At 58.4% G+C, this 15435-nt stretch carries 18 protein-coding genes; 16 read left to right on the forward strand and 2 right to left on the reverse strand.

The window, feature by feature from the left end; all coding sequences use genetic code 11:
- Positions 1-156 precede the first annotated feature (156 nt).
- The 9 genes from rplS (at position 157) to MHK09_RS02700 (ending at position 7437) form a co-directional block, all read left to right on the forward strand.
- Complete coding sequence (rplS, locus tag MHK09_RS02660; protein ID WP_005325245.1) at positions 157-501, forward strand: 50S ribosomal protein L19; 345 nt, start codon at positions 157-159, stop codon at positions 499-501.
- Positions 502-685: 184 nt separating this feature from the next.
- Positions 686-1489, forward strand: coding sequence for a signal peptidase I (gene lepB, locus MHK09_RS02665; RefSeq protein ID WP_005325243.1), 804 nt, complete (start codon positions 686-688; stop codon positions 1487-1489).
- Entirely contained in the window at positions 1467-2204 is a 738-nt protein-coding gene (lepB, locus tag MHK09_RS02670) for a signal peptidase I (RefSeq protein WP_250412595.1), read from the forward strand. The genes lepB (MHK09_RS02665) and lepB (MHK09_RS02670) overlap by 23 nt, the downstream gene beginning before the upstream one ends.
- Positions 2191-2832 (forward strand): ribonuclease HII, encoded by a 642-nt coding sequence (locus MHK09_RS02675; RefSeq protein WP_250412596.1) that lies wholly within the window; start codon positions 2191-2193, stop codon positions 2830-2832. Before lepB (MHK09_RS02670) ends, MHK09_RS02675 begins: the two co-directional genes overlap by 14 nt.
- A 62-nt stretch (positions 2833-2894) precedes the next feature.
- Entirely contained in the window at positions 2895-3200 is a 306-nt protein-coding gene (locus MHK09_RS02680; RefSeq protein WP_005325239.1) for a DUF2469 domain-containing protein, read from the forward strand.
- A 172-nt stretch (positions 3201-3372) separates the two neighbouring features.
- Positions 3373-3771: a YraN family protein gene (locus tag MHK09_RS02685; RefSeq protein WP_150850567.1), complete on the forward strand. Its 399-nt coding sequence runs from the start codon at positions 3373-3375 to the stop codon at positions 3769-3771.
- The gene (locus tag MHK09_RS02690) at positions 3758-5320 is read left to right on the forward strand and encodes a YifB family Mg chelatase-like AAA ATPase (protein ID WP_250410032.1); all 1563 of its coding nucleotides are present in this window, start codon (positions 3758-3760) and stop codon (positions 5318-5320) included. Before MHK09_RS02685 ends, MHK09_RS02690 begins: the two co-directional genes overlap by 14 nt.
- A complete protein-coding gene (dprA, locus tag MHK09_RS02695) occupies positions 5317-6498 on the forward strand; it encodes a DNA-processing protein DprA (RefSeq protein ID WP_250412597.1) in 1182 nt (393 codons plus the stop codon). The genes MHK09_RS02690 and dprA overlap by 4 nt, the downstream gene beginning before the upstream one ends.
- Positions 6499-6519: 21 nt before the next feature.
- Positions 6520-7437, forward strand: a complete 918-nt coding sequence (locus tag MHK09_RS02700; protein ID WP_250412598.1) for a tyrosine recombinase XerC — start codon at positions 6520-6522, stop codon at positions 7435-7437.
- Here MHK09_RS02700 and MHK09_RS02705 read toward each other — a convergent pair.
- Entirely contained in the window at positions 7434-7955 is a 522-nt protein-coding gene (locus MHK09_RS02705) for a M23 family metallopeptidase (protein ID WP_250412599.1), read from the reverse strand. The genes MHK09_RS02700 and MHK09_RS02705 overlap by 4 nt on opposite strands.
- A gap of 377 nt (positions 7956-8332) precedes the next feature.
- Here MHK09_RS02705 and rpsB point away from each other — a divergent pair, with 377 nt between their 5' ends.
- The 5 genes from rpsB (at position 8333) to MHK09_RS02730 (ending at position 12887) form a co-directional block, all read left to right on the forward strand.
- Positions 8333-9166, forward strand: coding sequence for a 30S ribosomal protein S2 (rpsB, locus tag MHK09_RS02710; RefSeq protein WP_005325233.1), 834 nt, complete (start codon positions 8333-8335; stop codon positions 9164-9166).
- A 299-nt stretch (positions 9167-9465) separates the two neighbouring features.
- Positions 9466-10278 (forward strand): translation elongation factor Ts, encoded by an 813-nt coding sequence (gene tsf / locus MHK09_RS02715; RefSeq protein ID WP_005325225.1) that lies wholly within the window; start codon positions 9466-9468, stop codon positions 10276-10278.
- 265 nt (positions 10279-10543) lie between these two features.
- A complete protein-coding gene (pyrH, locus tag MHK09_RS02720) occupies positions 10544-11230 on the forward strand; it encodes a UMP kinase (RefSeq protein ID WP_023027755.1) in 687 nt (228 codons plus the stop codon).
- 71 nt (positions 11231-11301) lie between these two features.
- Complete coding sequence (gene frr / locus MHK09_RS02725; RefSeq protein WP_005325221.1) at positions 11302-11859, forward strand: ribosome recycling factor; 558 nt, start codon at positions 11302-11304, stop codon at positions 11857-11859.
- 125 nt (positions 11860-11984) lie between these two features.
- Positions 11985-12887: a phosphatidate cytidylyltransferase gene (locus tag MHK09_RS02730; protein ID WP_200435496.1), complete on the forward strand. Its 903-nt coding sequence runs from the start codon at positions 11985-11987 to the stop codon at positions 12885-12887.
- Between the two features lie 83 nt (positions 12888-12970).
- Here MHK09_RS02730 and MHK09_RS02735 read toward each other — a convergent pair whose 3' ends face one another.
- Entirely contained in the window at positions 12971-13378 is a 408-nt protein-coding gene (locus MHK09_RS02735; protein WP_179386649.1) for a LapA family protein, read from the reverse strand.
- A 94-nt stretch (positions 13379-13472) separates the two neighbouring features.
- Here MHK09_RS02735 and rlmN point away from each other — a divergent pair, with 94 nt between their 5' ends.
- Positions 13473-14585 carry a dual-specificity RNA methyltransferase RlmN gene (gene rlmN, locus MHK09_RS02740; RefSeq protein WP_484793930.1) on the forward strand — a complete coding sequence of 371 codons (1113 nt, stop codon included), beginning with the start codon at positions 13473-13475 and terminating at the stop codon, positions 14583-14585.
- A gap of 18 nt (positions 14586-14603) precedes the next feature.
- Positions 14604-15434: an ABC transporter ATP-binding protein gene (locus MHK09_RS02745; protein WP_250412601.1), complete on the forward strand. Its 831-nt coding sequence runs from the start codon at positions 14604-14606 to the stop codon at positions 15432-15434.
- The last annotated feature ends 1 nt before the right edge of the window (position 15435 follow it).

Here is a 15435-nt window from a genome sequence, read left to right on the forward strand (position 1 = left end):
AGGAACCTTGGGCGGGGCGAGGAAGTTTGCAATATGAGGATTTGGTTCCGGCTGGCGTATGTGGAAAAATAGTGCATCGTTCTATGTAACGGGCACGAACCGGTTAGGCAGTACGCCGCTAGGGTCCTCTGTCCCAAACTGAAAAGGAATATTGGCATGTCCAACATTATTGACAAGGTCGATGCAGCACAGCTGCGCGACGATATCCCGTCCTTCCGCCCAGGCGATACCCTCGACGTTAACGTAAAGGTTATCGAGGGCAACAACGAGCGTGCACAGCTCTTCAAGGGCATCTGCATCCGTCGTCAGGGCTCCGGCATCCGCGAGACTTTCACCGTCCGTAAGGTCTCCTTCGGTATCGGCGTTGAGCGTACCTTCCCGGTTCACTCCCCGAACCTGGAGTCCATCAAGGTCTCCCGCCGTGGCCGCGTCCGCCGTGCGAAGCTCTACTACCTGCGCGATCTGCGCGGCAAGAAGGCTCGCATCAAGGAGCGTCGCTAGTACTAGCGCGCTGCGAGCCAGCTTCCCCTTGCGCCCCACTGTGGGTGCAAGGGGATTTTTTGATGCCCAATTGCGCTTATTTCAAAGTTAGAAGCATGATCTAAACGGAAAGTTGTCTGTGAATCCTCCTGCAGCGAGGGGGATAAGACCGGAAACGGGGCGTGGGGTTGCTAGGATCTAGCGCGTGAATAAAGACAGCATCTCGCAGGAACAGCCGCCAGAAGGCGAGGGAGCCCACCCAGTACAGGGCGAGGCCGCCCAGCAAGGCAAAGAGGCGACTAAGAAGAAAGAAATGCCGTGGCTGCTGGAAACACTTCTGGTCGTGGCGACGGTTCTCGTAATCGTCGGACTATTCCAGAATTTTATCGGCCGGCAGTATGTGATCCCGTCGGGTTCAATGGAGCCGACCCTCCACGGCTGCGAGGGCTGCACAAATGACCGTATCTTTACGGAGAAGATCTCTTACTACGGTGACGGCGAGCCAGAACCAGGCGATGTCGTTGTATTTAAAGGCACTGAGGACTGGAATTCCAGCTACGTCTCACCGCGCTCGTCCAATCCGATCATTCATGGCGTGCAGGATGCGTTGAGCTTCGTATCTTTGGCACCGCCAGACGAAAATACTCTGGTCAAGCGCGTGGTTGCTACCGGCGGACAGACGGTGTCCTGCCAGGAGGGCGATCCTGCCGTCATGGTAGATGGCAAGCCCATCGAACAAGACTATGTGCAAGACCCGCCAACGTACCCGGTAGATGAGTCGACCGGCTCGGAGGCCTGCGGTGGTCCGTACTTTGGTCCCGTCGAGGTACCGGAGGGCAATATCTGGGTGATGGGCGATAACCGAACTGCTTCGGCCGATTCTCGTTACCACATGACCGATAAGTTCCATGGCACGGTTCCAGTAGAAAACGTCCGCGGCAAGGTGAAATTCGTATTCTGGCCGTTTACCCGCATTGGTGGGGTCGATGACCCGGACATTCAGGAATAAGCCTTCCTCCCAACGCCTGCGCACCCGGGATTTTCTCATCCCCGTGGTGGCAGGCTTTGTCCTGCTAGTGCTCCTGCAGGCGCTAGTGGGGCGGATGTATGTCATTCCTTCTGCTTCGATGGAACCCACCCTGCACGGGTGTGCCGGCTGCAAAAATGATCGCATTGCCGTGCAAAAGGTCAGCTACTACTTCACGGACCCCACGCCCGGTGAGGTGGTGGTTTTTGAAGGGCCCGAGTCGTGGAATAACGAGTTTGAGGTCAATCGCTCGCGCAATATTTTTGTACGCGGCGCGCAGAACGCTTTGGCGGCCGTAGGGCTGCTTCCCAATGGGGAAAATATCCTGGTAAAGCGCGTCATTGCTACCGGCGGGCAGACGGTGAGTTGTCAGGCTGGCGACCCTGCGGTCATGGTGAACGGAAAGCCCATTGACCAATCCTTCGTCCTCGATCCGCCGGAGATTCCCGTAGACCCCAGCGTGGGCTCGCAAGAGTGCGGTGGCGAGTATTTTGGCCCGGTCACCGTCCCCGAGGGAAACCTTTGGGTGATGGGTGATAATCGCACCAACTCCCTCGATTCCCGTGCGCACTTGGGCGACCACCTGCAGGGCACCGTGCCGGTGGACAATGTCCGCGGTCGCGTCGAGGCCGTCATTTTGCCGCTTTCGCGTTGGGGTGGGGTGGAGCACCCGGAAATTTCGCATGCGGCGGCTTAAACAGCGGCGCACCTACGAGGTCGCATTGAGCAAGGCCGGTTTAGGTCCTGTAGCTGGCGTGGATGAGGCTGGGCGCGGTGCCTGCTGTGGACCAATCACCATCGCGGCCTGTGTGATGCCTGATCGGACAATTAAGGAGTTGGCGGAGCTTACTGACTCCAAGAAGCTCACCCCCAAACAGCGCGAGAAGCTTTTTCCACTCATTAAAGACAAGGCTGTGGACTGGTCTGTGGTGCATATTGGTGCGGGGGACATCGATAAGCGCGGCATCCAACACGCCAATATTTCCGGCATGCGCAGGGCGGTTGCGCGCCTGGAAGCGCGTCCGGGCTATGTGCTTACCGACGCCCTCTTTATCCCCGGCCTCACCCAACCCCACCTGCCCATTATTGGCGGCGATGCGGCCGCACGGTGTATCGCCGCGGCGAGTGTATTGGCCAAAGTCAGCCGCGATCACCTGATGCACGAACTGGATGTGCGGTACCCCGGATACGGGTTGGCCAGCCATAAGGGGTATGGGACCAAGGCGCATGAGGCCGCAATTGCGGCGCTAGGAGCGTGTCCGGAGCACCGGATGAGCTACGAGAATGTCCGTCGCGCTCATGCGGAGTTTGCCGCGCGTGCCTAGCTAAAATCTAGCCTTTCTCGCGCTAAGCTATAGCGAGCTAACCCACAACCTGGAGGTCCACCGTGAGTGCAGAGGAACTCGATAACTACGAGGCTGAGGTAGAGCTGTCCCTCTACCGCGAGTACCGGGACGTTGTCAGCCAGTTTTCCTATGTCGTTGAAACTGAGCGGCGCTTTTATCTGGCTAATGCGGTAGAGCTCATTCCGCATACCTCTGGGCCTGATGTCTACTACGAGGTGCGCATGTCCGATGCTTGGGTATGGGATATGTACCGCTCCGCGCGCTTTGTGCGCTACGTCCGCGTTATCACCTACAAGGACGTCAACATCGAGGAGCTGGATAAGCCGGAATTCATGATGCCGGAATAGTTTTGTCAAGCCGGCGCACGCGGCGCCGCGCCCTAGCTGTGGATAACAGAGTTGCAGAGCCTAGTTATCCACAGCTAGGGTCTTTTTGCTTTTGCGTCCCTTGTATAAGCCTTACCAGCTGCGGTGTTCTGTGCTGGCCAATGAATTTCCCAACGCACAAGGATAAACCGCAATGCACTTTAATTCAGAACACCGCTTGGCCACGAAGAAGCCTCGCCATAAACAAGTCTTAGGCAAAAGGGGAGAGGCCTTCGCAGCGCGCTATCTGCGCGAGCGCGGGGCAGAAATCATCGCTGCCAACGTCTCTTATCGGGTGGGAGAAATCGATCTCATCGCCCGAGAACCTAACGGAACCATCGTCTTTGTCGAGGTTAAGACCCGCGCCAATTCCAACTACGGGGTAGCTGAGGCCGTAACCCCGCAGAAGCTCGCGCGCCTGCGCAAAGCCGCGGCGCAGTGGCTCGACGGAAGGCCTCTGTCTGAGGTGCGATTCGACGTCATTGCCTTGGTCGCGCAGGGGCAAGGATTCATGCTGGAACACTTCAAGGCGGTCGAAGATGGCTCTAGGTAATTGTTTGACCATGTCCCTCAATGGAGTCCTAGCTCAGTTGGTTGAGGTAGAAGCAAACGTTGGCCATGGGCTGCCAGGGATACACGTTGTAGGCCAGACGGATACCGCAATCTCCGAATCCCGGGACCGGATCAGGACCGCAGCCTTTAATTCCCATCTTCCCTGGCCCAAGACCAAAGTGGTGGTCTCCATGTCCCCGGCTTCGCTTCCCAAATCCGGGTCCCACTTTGACCTACCCATAGCGCTTGCGATCCTCGCGGCACAGGCGGAGGCCGACTTCCCGTCTTATGGCAGTACTCCCTCGCCCGCCCAACGTCTCCAGCGCACCTTGGTCCTGGGCGAGCTCGGTCTCGACGGCTCCGTTCGGTCTGTAGCAGGCATTATCCCCGCTCTTCTCGCCGCACGGGAACAGGGAATAACAACTCTTATCGTTCCGCCTGGCAATGCCGCAGAGGCCACATTGGTGCCGGACATGGACGTACTCGTTGCGTCGTCGTTGAAGGAAGCCTTCAGCTGGGCTTGCAGTAACCGTGGGCTGCCGCAGGCTGGAAGCTTTTCGGGGTCGCTCAGCCCCGCGCCTGCGGCGGCGTCGCGACTCGACTTTAGCGATATCGCTGGTCAATCCAATGCCAAATGGGCTGCCGAGGTTGCTGCTGCCGGCGGCCACCACTTGATGATGATCGGGCCGCCTGGGTCTGGAAAGTCCATGATCGCCTCGCGTCTGCCCACCATCCTGCCTACGCTTACCCCAGATCAGCAGATAGAAACCACTGCGATTCATTCGCTAACCGGAACTCCAGGTGAGGTTATCGAACGCGCCCCATTCATTGCCCCGCATGCCTCGGTAACTCGGGCCGCATTACTTGGCGGCGGTTCCGGTCATCCGCGACCTGGTGCGGTGAGCTTGGCTCACAATGGTGTGCTCTTTCTCGACGAGGCCAGTGAAGTAGCCGCGCCGGTACTCGATGGATTGCGTGCACCGCTGGAGGAAGGACACGTGCGGTTGGCGCGCTCGCGCCGCGAGGTTACCTATCCTGCTCGCTTCCAACTGGTCATGGCGGCAAACCCGTGCAGGTGTGCGGCCGAAGACCCGTCCAAGTGCAGGTGCAATCCGCATGAACGCATGAACTATCTATCCAACCTCTCCGGTCCGCTGCGAGACCGTCTGGATATGGTGGTCACGCTAACGGGGCAGGCGGCAACTATTAACGCGGAGGGAGAAGAGGAATCCGCAGTTATCGCCGAGCGCGTCGCCGCTGCCCGTGAACGTGCCGCCGCGCGCTGGTGGGCGGATGGCATCACCGCGCGCACCAATGGGGAAGTGCCTTCGTCCTATTTGCGCCGAAAGAGGCCAGCCGCCGAAGCCGCGATGGTAATGCTGTCCGCTTATTTGGCAGATGGCGAAATATCCCAGCGCGGAGTGGACCGCGTATTGAAGCTCTCCTGGACCCTGGCGGATCTAGCAGGAAAGGCGCAGCCGGACCTGGATGAAGTGGGGCGCGCGCTCGATCTGCGCGGCTCAATTAATGTAGGGAGGCTCGCGGCATGAGCGAACTCGACCTCTCTACTCCGTATGCGACCTGGGTATACCTCAACCGAGTGGTGGAAGGCCCCTCTGCTGCTCTGCAGGCCTTGCTAACGCAGTACCCAGCAGAGGAAATCGCCCACGGAATCTATCACCGTGCTGACTGGATTGGTCCGCTTTTGGCGCGCACGGCCTCTCGCTATGACTGGTTGCGGCAAGCCGAAGACATGGCGGCAGCCGAAAGGGTCGGGGCACGGCTCATTACGGCAGAAAGCCCAGAGTGGCCCACAGAAGAGTTTGACTCTGCATTCGGCTTCTATCAGCACAGCGGGGAGGCCCCAGCTACTTTTGATGACCAAGCATTGCCACCGCATAGCCTGTGGGTGCGCGGTGCGCCATTGCAGGCAGAGGTTGCTCAAGCTGTGGCCATCGTCGGTACTCGTGCTATTTCTCGCTATGGCTGGCAGGCCACCCACAACGTCGTGTCCGGATTGGTTCAGCATGAATGGACTCCAATATCCGGCGGCGCGCTGGGAGTGGATACCGTCGCGCACGAAACAGCGTTGCACAACAACGGGCGCACGGTAGCTATAGCAGCGTGTGGCATCGATAGGGATTACCCAGCCCGCAATGCCAACTTATTTGCCAAGATTGCAGATAACGGCTGCATCGTTTCTGAATTCGCACCGGAAACCGCGCCGAAGCGCCACAGGTTCTTAACACGCAATCGCTTAGTGGCAGCATTGAGCCACGGCACCGTCGTCATGGAGGCGGCATTTCGATCTGGCGCGTTGAATACCCTCAACTGGGCAGAAGCGCTTGGGCGAGTTGCGATGGCAGTGCCTGGGCCGATAACTACTAGCGGTTCGTTGGGCTGCCACCAGCGCATTCAAGAAGGCCGTGCACAGTTGGTTACCAGTGCCGATGAAATTCGCGCGCTAGTAAGCCGCGCCGGGGAAGTAGACCCAGGCGCACAATACGAAATCAATTTTGCAGCCACCATGACCCAACGCCTCTCCCGCAATGAGTTACGCGTCTTTGACTCGACGCCACCGCTAGGACAGGAGAAAGCAACGGCAGAAGACATTGCCCGCGAAGCGGGATTTCGTTTACCGCTGACAGTTCACTTACTACTGGCACTGGAAAAGATGTGCGTTGTCGTCCGCCATGGCAATACCTGGGCGCGCCGGGAAACAGAATAAAAGCGAGTACACTGCTGTGGCATGAGTGAAGATGGAAAGTCCGCGAAGGCTCCGAAAGTTGAGGGGCAGATGGCTGAGGCCATTGAGGACTTCGCGGATTTCCAACTACATGTCAAAGGCCGCGCAGAAGCGACGGTGCGCGGGTATCGCTCCGACTTGCGCGACCTTGCACGCAGCGTGCCTACCTTCGCGGAGTTTGACCTCAACAGCCTGCGCCAATGGTTGGCAGAAGCTGTTACAGAAGGAAAGTCGCGTTCCACCCTGGCACGGCGCACCGCGGCAGCGAAGGGTTTTTCTACTTGGGCAGTGCGCGAAGGGCACCTTAAGCGAGACGTTGCTGCCCGCCTAGTTACGCCCAAAGTGGGGCGTCACCTTCCCACGGTTCTCGCTCCTGAGCAGGCCGGCGAGCTTATGGGCAATGCGGTCTCTGCCGATGAAGTCCACTTCCTTCGCGATAGCGCCATCCTGGAGTTGCTCTATGCCTCCGGTATGCGCGTGGCGGAGTTGGTCCGGCTGGACCTAGGCGATATTGATTTTCAACGCGGTACCTTGCACGTTACCGGTAAGGGCAATAAGCAGCGTGTAGTGCCTTTCGGGCACGCAGCGGAAGACGCCCTAAAGCAGTGGATTGACAAAGGCCGTGGAGAAATCGCTGCGGCCGATACTGAAGCGGTTTTTGTTGGCAGCAGGGGAGGGCGCATCGATCAACGCCAGGTGCGCCGCATTGTAGAAAAGGCCGCCAAAGTCACTGGTACACAGGGGCTTACCCCGCACGGGGTGCGCCACTCTGCCGCAACCCACCTTTTAGAAGGCGGGGCAGATTTGCGCGTAGTGCAAGAACTACTGGGGCACTCCTCGCTTAATACCACGCAGATTTATACCCACGTGTCCGCGCAGCGCTTGCAACGCGTATACGGCCAAGCCCATCCCCGAGCCTAAAGCGGTTTGAGGCGAATTGCCGGCATATCCAGCAGGGTTAAAGGGTCTATGTAGGTATCCTTTGCAATGAGTGCACCCCAGTGCAGTCCGGGATAGCCATCGACGGGATTGCCTAAACGGCCTATCACTTGGCCCTCGCGGACTTCTTGGCCCTGCTTTACGGAGCCGTGCACGGGCTGATACGTCGTTCTCACTCCATCCGCGTGGGCAATGGAGACAACTGGTTTGCCAGCAACCGTGCCCACAAAGGCGACCTTGCCGTCTTCGGCGGCTACCACCGGCGAGCCCACCGATAGGGCCATGTCGACGCCGCGGTGGCCAGGGCTCCACTTTTGTTCGGGGGCATCGAAACCACGCAGTACCCGCGCTGGGCTAGGTTTGCCGGAAGCAGGGTCGACATAGGCTGTGGCCGGTGGGCAACACAGAATAAGAAGCGAAAAAAGGGTGAGGAAAGCGGCGGGGAGGAAGGCGGGGCGTCGGCAAGCGGGAAATGTGGAGGAGGAAAGAAACTGATTCATGGGCACAGTGTCCGCCGGAGGCAAGCGGTTGGGAAGTGAGTTCTCCTTTAGTTGTGGACAACTTGGGTTGCATGATGTGATTGAGTCGATTGTGACGATTGAGGCAAAGTGGCTGCGACGAAGTTGTGGATAAGCTGACTTCGGTTTGGAAAAACCAGCGTAAGGGGATTATTCTTTGTGGCAGCAGTGTGTCCACCTCGTGGAGGCATTGACTACGCGCGGCGAAGTTGTCGCTTCCTGCTGGAAGGAAGAGACAGCCTGACGGTTGACGTGGTCCTTGGAACAAGGTGTCAGCGGGGCCTTCGTTGCTAGGGTGCGGAATAAAACACCGCACAATTGGAAAACCGAAAGACAAGATAAAAGAAAGCGAGCGAATCATGGCAGTTGTAACCATGCGCGAGCTCCTCGACGCTGGTGTGCACTTTGGCCACCAGACCCGTCGCTGGAATCCGAAGATGCGTCGTTTCATCTTCACTGACCGTAACGGCATCTACATCATCGACCTGCAGCAGACGCTGACCTACATTGACGAGGCTTACGAGTTCGTCAAGGAAACCGTTGCACACGGCGGCACCATCCTGTTCGTTGGTACCAAGAAGCAGGCTCAGGAAGCAGTTGCTGAGGAAGCAACCCGCGTCGGTATGCCTTACGTCAACCACCGCTGGTTGGGCGGCATGCTCACCAACTTCCAGACCGTTTCCAAGCGTCTGAAGCGCATGAAGGAGCTTCAGGCAATGGACGAGCGTGAGGACGGCTACAAGGGCCGCACCAAGAAGGAAGTTCTCATGCTCAACCGTGAGCGCGCCAAGCTCGAGCGCGTTCTGGGTGGCATCTCCGATATGGCCAAGACCCCATCCGCACTGTGGATTGTTGATACCAACAAGGAGCACATCGCGGTAAAGGAAGCTCACAAGCTGAACATCCCGGTTGTTGCCATCCTGGACACCAACTGCGACCCGGACGACGTTGACTTCCCGATCCCGGGCAACGACGACGCCATCCGCTCCACCAAGCTGCTCTCCGGCATCGTTGCCTCCGCTGTTGAGGAAGGCAAGAAGGCTCGTGAGGAGCGTCAGCTGGCTGCAGCTAAGGAAGCTGCCGGCGACTCCGCTGAGAAGGAAAAGCGTGACGCTGAGGCAGCTGCCGCAGCTTCCGACCCGGCCTCCGCGGAAAAGTCTGAGGAAGCATCCGCAGACAAGGCCGAGAAGTAGTCTTAACTTCTCGCTAGGAATCTTCCTTACCTGCGTTTAACTGAATACCCCACGCACTTTTGGTGTGGGGCAGCAAGGGAGTAATTCCTGCCCAAGGCTGTTTACCAACCCCCGCCACCGTGCTTTAACGGCGGCGGGGGTTGGTTTTATCTATGCTGGGTTCTGCTGAAGCCAGCTCCACCTTTACGCAGAGGTGGGAAAGGGGTGGTTTCTGCCACCCTAAAGCGGCGCGATTTCACCGCGTCGACTACGCTGTTTGAACGAACACTGTTTGATTTTCAAGGAGGATCGCCCCAACTATGGCGAACTACACTGCTGCAGACGTCAAGGCACTGCGCGAAGCTACCGGCTCCGGCATGCTCGATTGCAAGAAGGCTCTGGAAGAGTCCAACGGCGACTACGACAAGGCCGTTGAGTACCTGCGCATTAAGGGCGCTAAGAACGTCTCCAAGCGCGCTGACCGTGAGGCTACCGAGGGCCTCATCGCAGTTTCCGGCAACACCATGGTCGAGATCAACTGTGAGACCGACTTCGTTGCTAAGAACGAGGCTTTCAAGACCTTCGCAGCCAAGATTGCTGACGCTGCTGCTGAGGCCAAGGCAAACTCCGCTGACGAGCTCAACAACATTGAAATCGACGGCAAGAAGGTCTCCGAGGTCGTGGACGAGGAGTCCGCAAAGACCGGTGAGAAGCTGCAGGCACGCCGTGCAGTTACCGTAGAGGGCGACAACGTTGCCGTTTACCTGCACCAGCGTTCCGCTGACCTGCCGCCGGCAGTGGGCGTTCTGGTTTCCTACGAGGGTAGCGAGGAAGGCGCTCACGCCGCAGCACTGCAGATTGCTGCAATGAACGCTGAGTACCTCACCCGCGAGGACGTTCCTGCAGAGATCGTTGAGAAGGAGCGCGAGATCGCTGAGGCCACCACTCGTGAGGAGGGCAAGCCAGAGGCAGCCCTGCCGAAGATCGTGGAAGGCCGCCTGAACGGCTTCTTCAAGTCCATCGTTCTGCTGGAGCAGGCTTCCCTGTCTGATAACAAGAAGACCGTAAAGCAGGTTGCTGAAGAAGCTGGCACCACCATCACCGGCTTCGTTCGCTACGAGGTTGGCGCTTAAGCCCATCCCGCTGTAACGACTAGCCCACGAAGGATTATCCTTCGTGGGCTTTGTTGTGCGCTCACCGTGCCGACTTGTGCGGATTGTCTATTCGCAGGAGCGGGACTGGCACCTCGCAATTGCCTACTGGCCTGCACCGGCGGGCGGTGTGAGGAAGCGAAAGATATATGGGTAAGATAGGGCGGAGATTGAAACTGCCCCGCGTTAAGGAGACGAAGTAGGCGTGACTGCTGCAGATATTAAGCGAACTGGATACAAGCGAGTAATGCTGAAGCTGGGCGGTGAGATGTTCGGCGGCGGCAAGGTCGGTATCGACCCAGACGTGGTTGAAAACGTAGCCCGCCAAATCGCCGAGGTCTCCCGCCAGGGAATCGAAATTGCAGTGGTTATCGGCGGCGGAAACTTCTTCCGCGGCGCGGAGCTTTCCCAGCGCGGCATGGATCGTGCTCGTTCGGACTACATGGGCATGCTGGGCACGGTAATGAATTCTCTCGCATTGCAGGACTTCCTCAAGCAGCAGGGCGTGGACTGCCGCGTGCAGACCTCCATCAACATGGCGCAGATTGCCGAGCCGTATCTGCCGCTGCGCGCTGACCGCCACCTGGAAAAGGGTCGTGTGGTTATCTTTGGCGCCGGCATGGGCATGCCGTACTTCTCCACGGATACCACTGCCGCGCAGCGTGCCCTGGAAATTGGTGCCGAGGTTCTTTTCTTGGCCAAGGCAGTCGATGGCGTCTACTCCGATGACCCACGCACCAACCCGGATGCGGAACTGTACTCCGAAATCACTCCGCGTGAGGTCATTGAAAAGGGCCTCAAGGTTGCAGATGCCACGGCCTTTAGCCTGTGCATGGACAATGATATGCCGATTTTGGTCTTTAACCTGCTGGAGGAGGGCAATATCGCCCGTGCCGCAGGCGGCGAAGTTATCGGCACGCTGGTGCAGTCCTAATACTGTAAGGGCTGCGAACCTGCTACCTTTTTATACAGCCACCCCTATTCGTTTAAGGATGATTTAACCTCATGATCGATGAGATTCAGCTCGAAGCAGAAGAGCACATGACCGCTTCCGTCGAGCACACCCGCGAGCAGCTGGTGACCATTCGTACCGGCCGCGCGAACCCCACCATGTTCAACGGCTTGGTAGCCGAATACTACGGTGTACCTACCCCGATTACCCAGATGGCTACCATTTCCGTACCGGAGCCGCGCATGCTGCTCATCAAGCCTTATGAGCAGTCCATGATTCATGAGATTGAAAACTCCATCCGCAACTCGGATTTGGGCGTGAATCCCACCAACGATGGTCAGGTTCTGCGCGTGACCGTTCCGCAGCTGACGGAGGAGCGTCGTAAGGAAATGGTGAAGCTGGCCAAGAGCAAGGGCGAGGACGGCAAGATTGCTATCCGTAATATTCGCCGCAAGGCCATGGAGCAGTTGAAGAAGCTGCAGAAGGACGGCGACGCCGGCGAGGATGAGGTCATCGCTGCGGAAAAGGAAATGGAAAAGATTACTTCCGGCTACATCGAGCAGGTGGACAAGCTGGTAGAAAATAAGGAAAACGAGCTGATGGAGGTCTAAGACCTCCCATCATTGCCGCCGTGCCCGTCCCCGGCCGGCGGCGCTTTTTCTGTTCCGCGGCCTACAGATCCGAAGTTTGGAGTAGGGGAGGTCGAGCAGCGAAAGTTAGCGAGGGGCGCGAAAAGATGCAGCGAAAGGAGCCGGTCACGGTGAGTGATGCCATAAACCGCCGATTGCCACAGCCGAAGAATGGTGCAGGCCGCGATTTGCCGGCCGCTATCGGCGTTGGCGTAGGCCTTGGCGCACTTGTCGTGCTCGCCGTATGGGCCGGCCCACTCGCGTGGTACGCGGTCGTGGCCCTTGCAGTTGGCGTTGCCATGTGGGAGGTACTCAGCCGCCTGCGAGAGCATTCCTATTATATTCCGCGCACGCTGCTCATTATTTTGGGCCAGGCCATGGTGTGGGTCTCGTGGCCACTGGGCGCGCCCGGCCTTGTTGCGGTCTATGTCACCGCTGTGCTGGCGCTTATGTTTGGTCGCCTCTTCCATAACGGTCGCCATCGCCCACCAATTAACTACCTGCGCGATATGTCCGTCGGCATTTTTGTGCTGACGTGGATTCCGCTATTTGCTACCTTCGCAGCAATGCTATCGCTGGTGTCGACCCCGTTTGCCAGTGGTGCCGCTTCCATCGTCGTTTTCATGTTGTGCGTGGTGGCATCCGATACTGGTGGCTATATCGCTGGCGTGATGTTTGGCTCGCATCCCATGGCCCCCGCAGTAAGCCCCAAGAAATCGTGGGAGGGCTTTGCCGGGTCCATCGTCTTCGGCGTGGTCACCGGCGCGCTTACCGTGAAGTTCCTGCTCCATCACGATGCCTGGGTGGGCGGCCTGATGGGCCTTGGCCTCGTCATTTGCGCCACCTTGGGCGACTTGGTGGAATCACAGTTTAAGCGTGAGCTGGGAATCAAGGATATGTCGGACCTGCTGCCAGGCCATGGTGGACTGATGGACCGCCTGGATGGCATGCTGCCTTCCGCCATGGTTACCTGGGTGGCCATTAGCTTCCTGGCAACGTTTACGCCATAGAAGCAGCGGGTACGCAAAAGCCGCCTCTCCCCAATAGTCCTTCCTAAGAAGGCGGGAAAAGGGGAGCGGCGGCTTTTTGAGATTTATACCTGCTGAGCTTGCTTGCGCAGCTGGCGGCGCAACTCGAACATGCGCCAGCCACCCACCAGCGCCATGATGAGTGCTCCGCCAATGGCGAAGATGAGGAAAGCAATTCCGGCAGGGAACTCACCGGACCAGCCCAGGAAGTTCATGGGAACCTCGTGCTGGTTTTGCATGATGAAAACAATGAGAACAATCAGCAGCAGGAAACCTACGATGAGCGCGATCCACGTGCTGGCTGCGAAAGATCCCTTGGCCTTGCCAGAAGGCTGGGTGGAGTGAGAAGTAGAGTCAGAGACCGTCGGCTCTAGGTCAGAACCGGTCTCCGGTGCAGAAGTGTTCATCTCCGTCGAGGAGAGGTCTGCGTCGGAAGAAGAAAAGTCATCTGCGGGGTAATTCGGATTTGTCATGCATCCATTATTTCTTTAAACCTGTCAATTATGCCACTTGGCACGGCTTTCAATTGGAAAAACCCACGCAGACCGTGGAAAGATGGGCAACACTATGGCTCAACCAGTGAAACTTAACTTCTCCGCCCCGCGCCGCGGACTTCCCCCTAAGCACTTCGCGGACCTGACCGAAAGCGAGCGCATTGATAGGCTCGCAGAAATTGGCCTGCCTAAATTCCGTGCAAAGCAGCTGGCTAAGCACTATTACGAGCACTATACCGACAATGTGGAGGATATGACCGATATCCCCGCCGGCAAGCGCGAAGCGGTAAAGGAAGCCTTCTTCCCTGAGCTCATGCAGCCTATCCGGACTACTTCCACGGATGACGGCGAGACCACCAAGTCCCTGTGGCGTTTGCATGATGGCACGCTGCTGGAGTCGGTTCTGATGCGCTACCCAGGACGCGCTACGTTGTGTATTTCTTCCCAGGCCGGCTGCGGTATGGCCTGCCCGTTCTGTGCTACCGGCCAGGGTGGTCTAGACCGCAACCTGTCTACAGGCGAGATCGTTGAGCAATTCCGCCACGCTGCAGCCGCAATGGCGGCAGAAGGCGGTCGCCTGTCCAACGTGGTCTTCATGGGCATGGGTGAGCCACTGGCCAACTACAAGCGCGTGGTGCAGGCCGTGCGTCAGATTACCGGCCAGGATGGTGCCGGCTTTGGTCTTTCCCAGCGCAACGTGACCGTGTCTACGGTGGGCTTGGCTCCGGCAATCCGTAAGCTGGCGGACGAGGATTTGGCCTGCACGCTCGCCGTTTCCTTGCACACTCCGGATGACGAGCTGCGCGATGGCCTCGTGCCGGTCAATAACCGCTGGTCCGTCGATGAGGTGCTCGATGCTGCGCGTTATTACGCGGATAAGTCTGCTCGCCGCGTGTCCATTGAGTATGCCCTGATTCGTGATAAAAATGACCAGGATTTCCGCGCGGATATGCTGGGCCGCAAGCTGCATCAGAAGCTGGGCTCCAAGGTTCACGTCAATGTCATTCCGCTGAACCCCACGCCGGGCTCGGAGTGGGATGCAGCCCCGCAGGACCGCCAAGACGAGTTCGTGCGCCGCGTACAGGCCCAAGGCGTTCCTTGCACGGTGCGCGATACCAAGGGCGATGAGATTGCGGCAGCGTGTGGTCAGCTCGCAGCGGATGAACGGGAAGATAAGTCTGCCTAACTGATAACATTGGCGGATATGATTATTCCGAATTATCCGCCGCTTGCAGATGACCCCACCGCGCAGGCCTTTGCCGTGCGCGGTCTGAATAAATCTTTCGCTGGACGCCCCGCGGTGTCGAATTTGAGCCTCGACATCCCGCGGGGCTCTATTTATGGCATCGTCGGCCCTAACGGTGCTGGCAAGACCACCATGTTGACCATGGCGTGTGGCCTGCTGCGCCCAGATAGCGGTGAAGCGTTCATCGCTGGGCACAATACGTGGCAGGAACCGATTGCGGCCAAGGCGGCGATGGGCCTGCTCATTGATGGTGCTCCCGTCTTTGACCGCTTGTCTGGCCCGGAGTACCTGTTTTATCTCGGCGCTTTGCGCAGCATGAACCAGGCCGAGGTGGAGCGTCGCAGCGCACAGCTGCTGGACGCCTTGCAGCTTGCCGACGCCGCCGATAAACCCATCGCGGACTATTCCGCTGGCATGACTAAGAAGATCCTTTTGGCAGGTGCGCTCCTGCATAACCCAGAGGTAGTGATCCTCGACGAACCTTTGGAAGCGGTGGACCCAGTCTCCGGCCAGCTTATTCAGGAGCTCTTGCGCGCCTATGCCGCCCGCGGTGGCACCGTAATCCTGTCTTCACACGTCATGCAATTGGTGGAGGGCTTGTGTGATCATGTAGCCATTATCGCGGGAGGACAGGTGCTATCTGCTGGCCATGTGGAGGAGGTGCGCCAAGGCGGCAGCCTGACGGATGCCTTCATCCACTTTGCCGGTGGGAGTGATTTTGATGCGGGCTCTTTCGACTGGCTGCGTCGTGAAGGCGGCGAGCCGCAGCGTGGGGAAGGGGAGGCGTAGA

The organism is Corynebacterium tuberculostearicum, assembly GCF_022347235.1.
Lineage (GTDB): Bacteria > Actinomycetota > Actinomycetes > Mycobacteriales > Mycobacteriaceae > Corynebacterium > Corynebacterium tuberculostearicum_F.

Bases quoted from the DNA above. Each gene is read 5' to 3' on its own strand.
- tsf (WP_005325225.1), top strand. From the start codon at position 9,466: ATGGCGAACTACACTGCTGCAGACGTCAAGGCACTGCGCGAAGCTACC.
- MHK09_RS02675 (WP_250412596.1), top strand. From the start codon at position 2,191: ATGCGGCGGCTTAAACAGCGGCGCACCTACGAGGTCGCATTGAGCAAG.
- MHK09_RS02730 (WP_200435496.1), top strand. From the start codon at position 11,985: ATGCAGCGAAAGGAGCCGGTCACGGTGAGTGATGCCATAAACCGCCGA.
- rpsB (WP_005325233.1), top strand. From the start codon at position 8,333: ATGGCAGTTGTAACCATGCGCGAGCTCCTCGACGCTGGTGTGCACTTT.
- MHK09_RS02745 (WP_250412601.1), top strand. From the start codon at position 14,604: ATGATTATTCCGAATTATCCGCCGCTTGCAGATGACCCCACCGCGCAG.
- MHK09_RS02690 (WP_250410032.1), top strand. From the start codon at position 3,758: ATGGCTCTAGGTAATTGTTTGACCATGTCCCTCAATGGAGTCCTAGCT.
- frr (WP_005325221.1), top strand. From the start codon at position 11,302: ATGATCGATGAGATTCAGCTCGAAGCAGAAGAGCACATGACCGCTTCC.
- dprA (WP_250412597.1), top strand. From the start codon at position 5,317: ATGAGCGAACTCGACCTCTCTACTCCGTATGCGACCTGGGTATACCTC.
- pyrH (WP_023027755.1), top strand. From the start codon at position 10,544: ATGCTGAAGCTGGGCGGTGAGATGTTCGGCGGCGGCAAGGTCGGTATC.
- lepB (WP_250412595.1), top strand. From the start codon at position 1,467: ATGACCCGGACATTCAGGAATAAGCCTTCCTCCCAACGCCTGCGCACC.
- MHK09_RS02700 (WP_250412598.1), top strand. From the start codon at position 6,520: ATGAGTGAAGATGGAAAGTCCGCGAAGGCTCCGAAAGTTGAGGGGCAG.
- MHK09_RS02735 (WP_179386649.1), bottom strand. From the start codon at position 13,378: ATGACAAATCCGAATTACCCCGCAGATGACTTTTCTTCTTCCGACGCA.
- rplS (WP_005325245.1), top strand. From the start codon at position 157: ATGTCCAACATTATTGACAAGGTCGATGCAGCACAGCTGCGCGACGAT.
- MHK09_RS02685 (WP_150850567.1), top strand. From the start codon at position 3,373: ATGCACTTTAATTCAGAACACCGCTTGGCCACGAAGAAGCCTCGCCAT.
- MHK09_RS02705 (WP_250412599.1), bottom strand. From the start codon at position 7,955: ATGAATCAGTTTCTTTCCTCCTCCACATTTCCCGCTTGCCGACGCCCC.
- rlmN (WP_484793930.1), top strand. From the start codon at position 13,473: ATGGCTCAACCAGTGAAACTTAACTTCTCCGCCCCGCGCCGCGGACTT.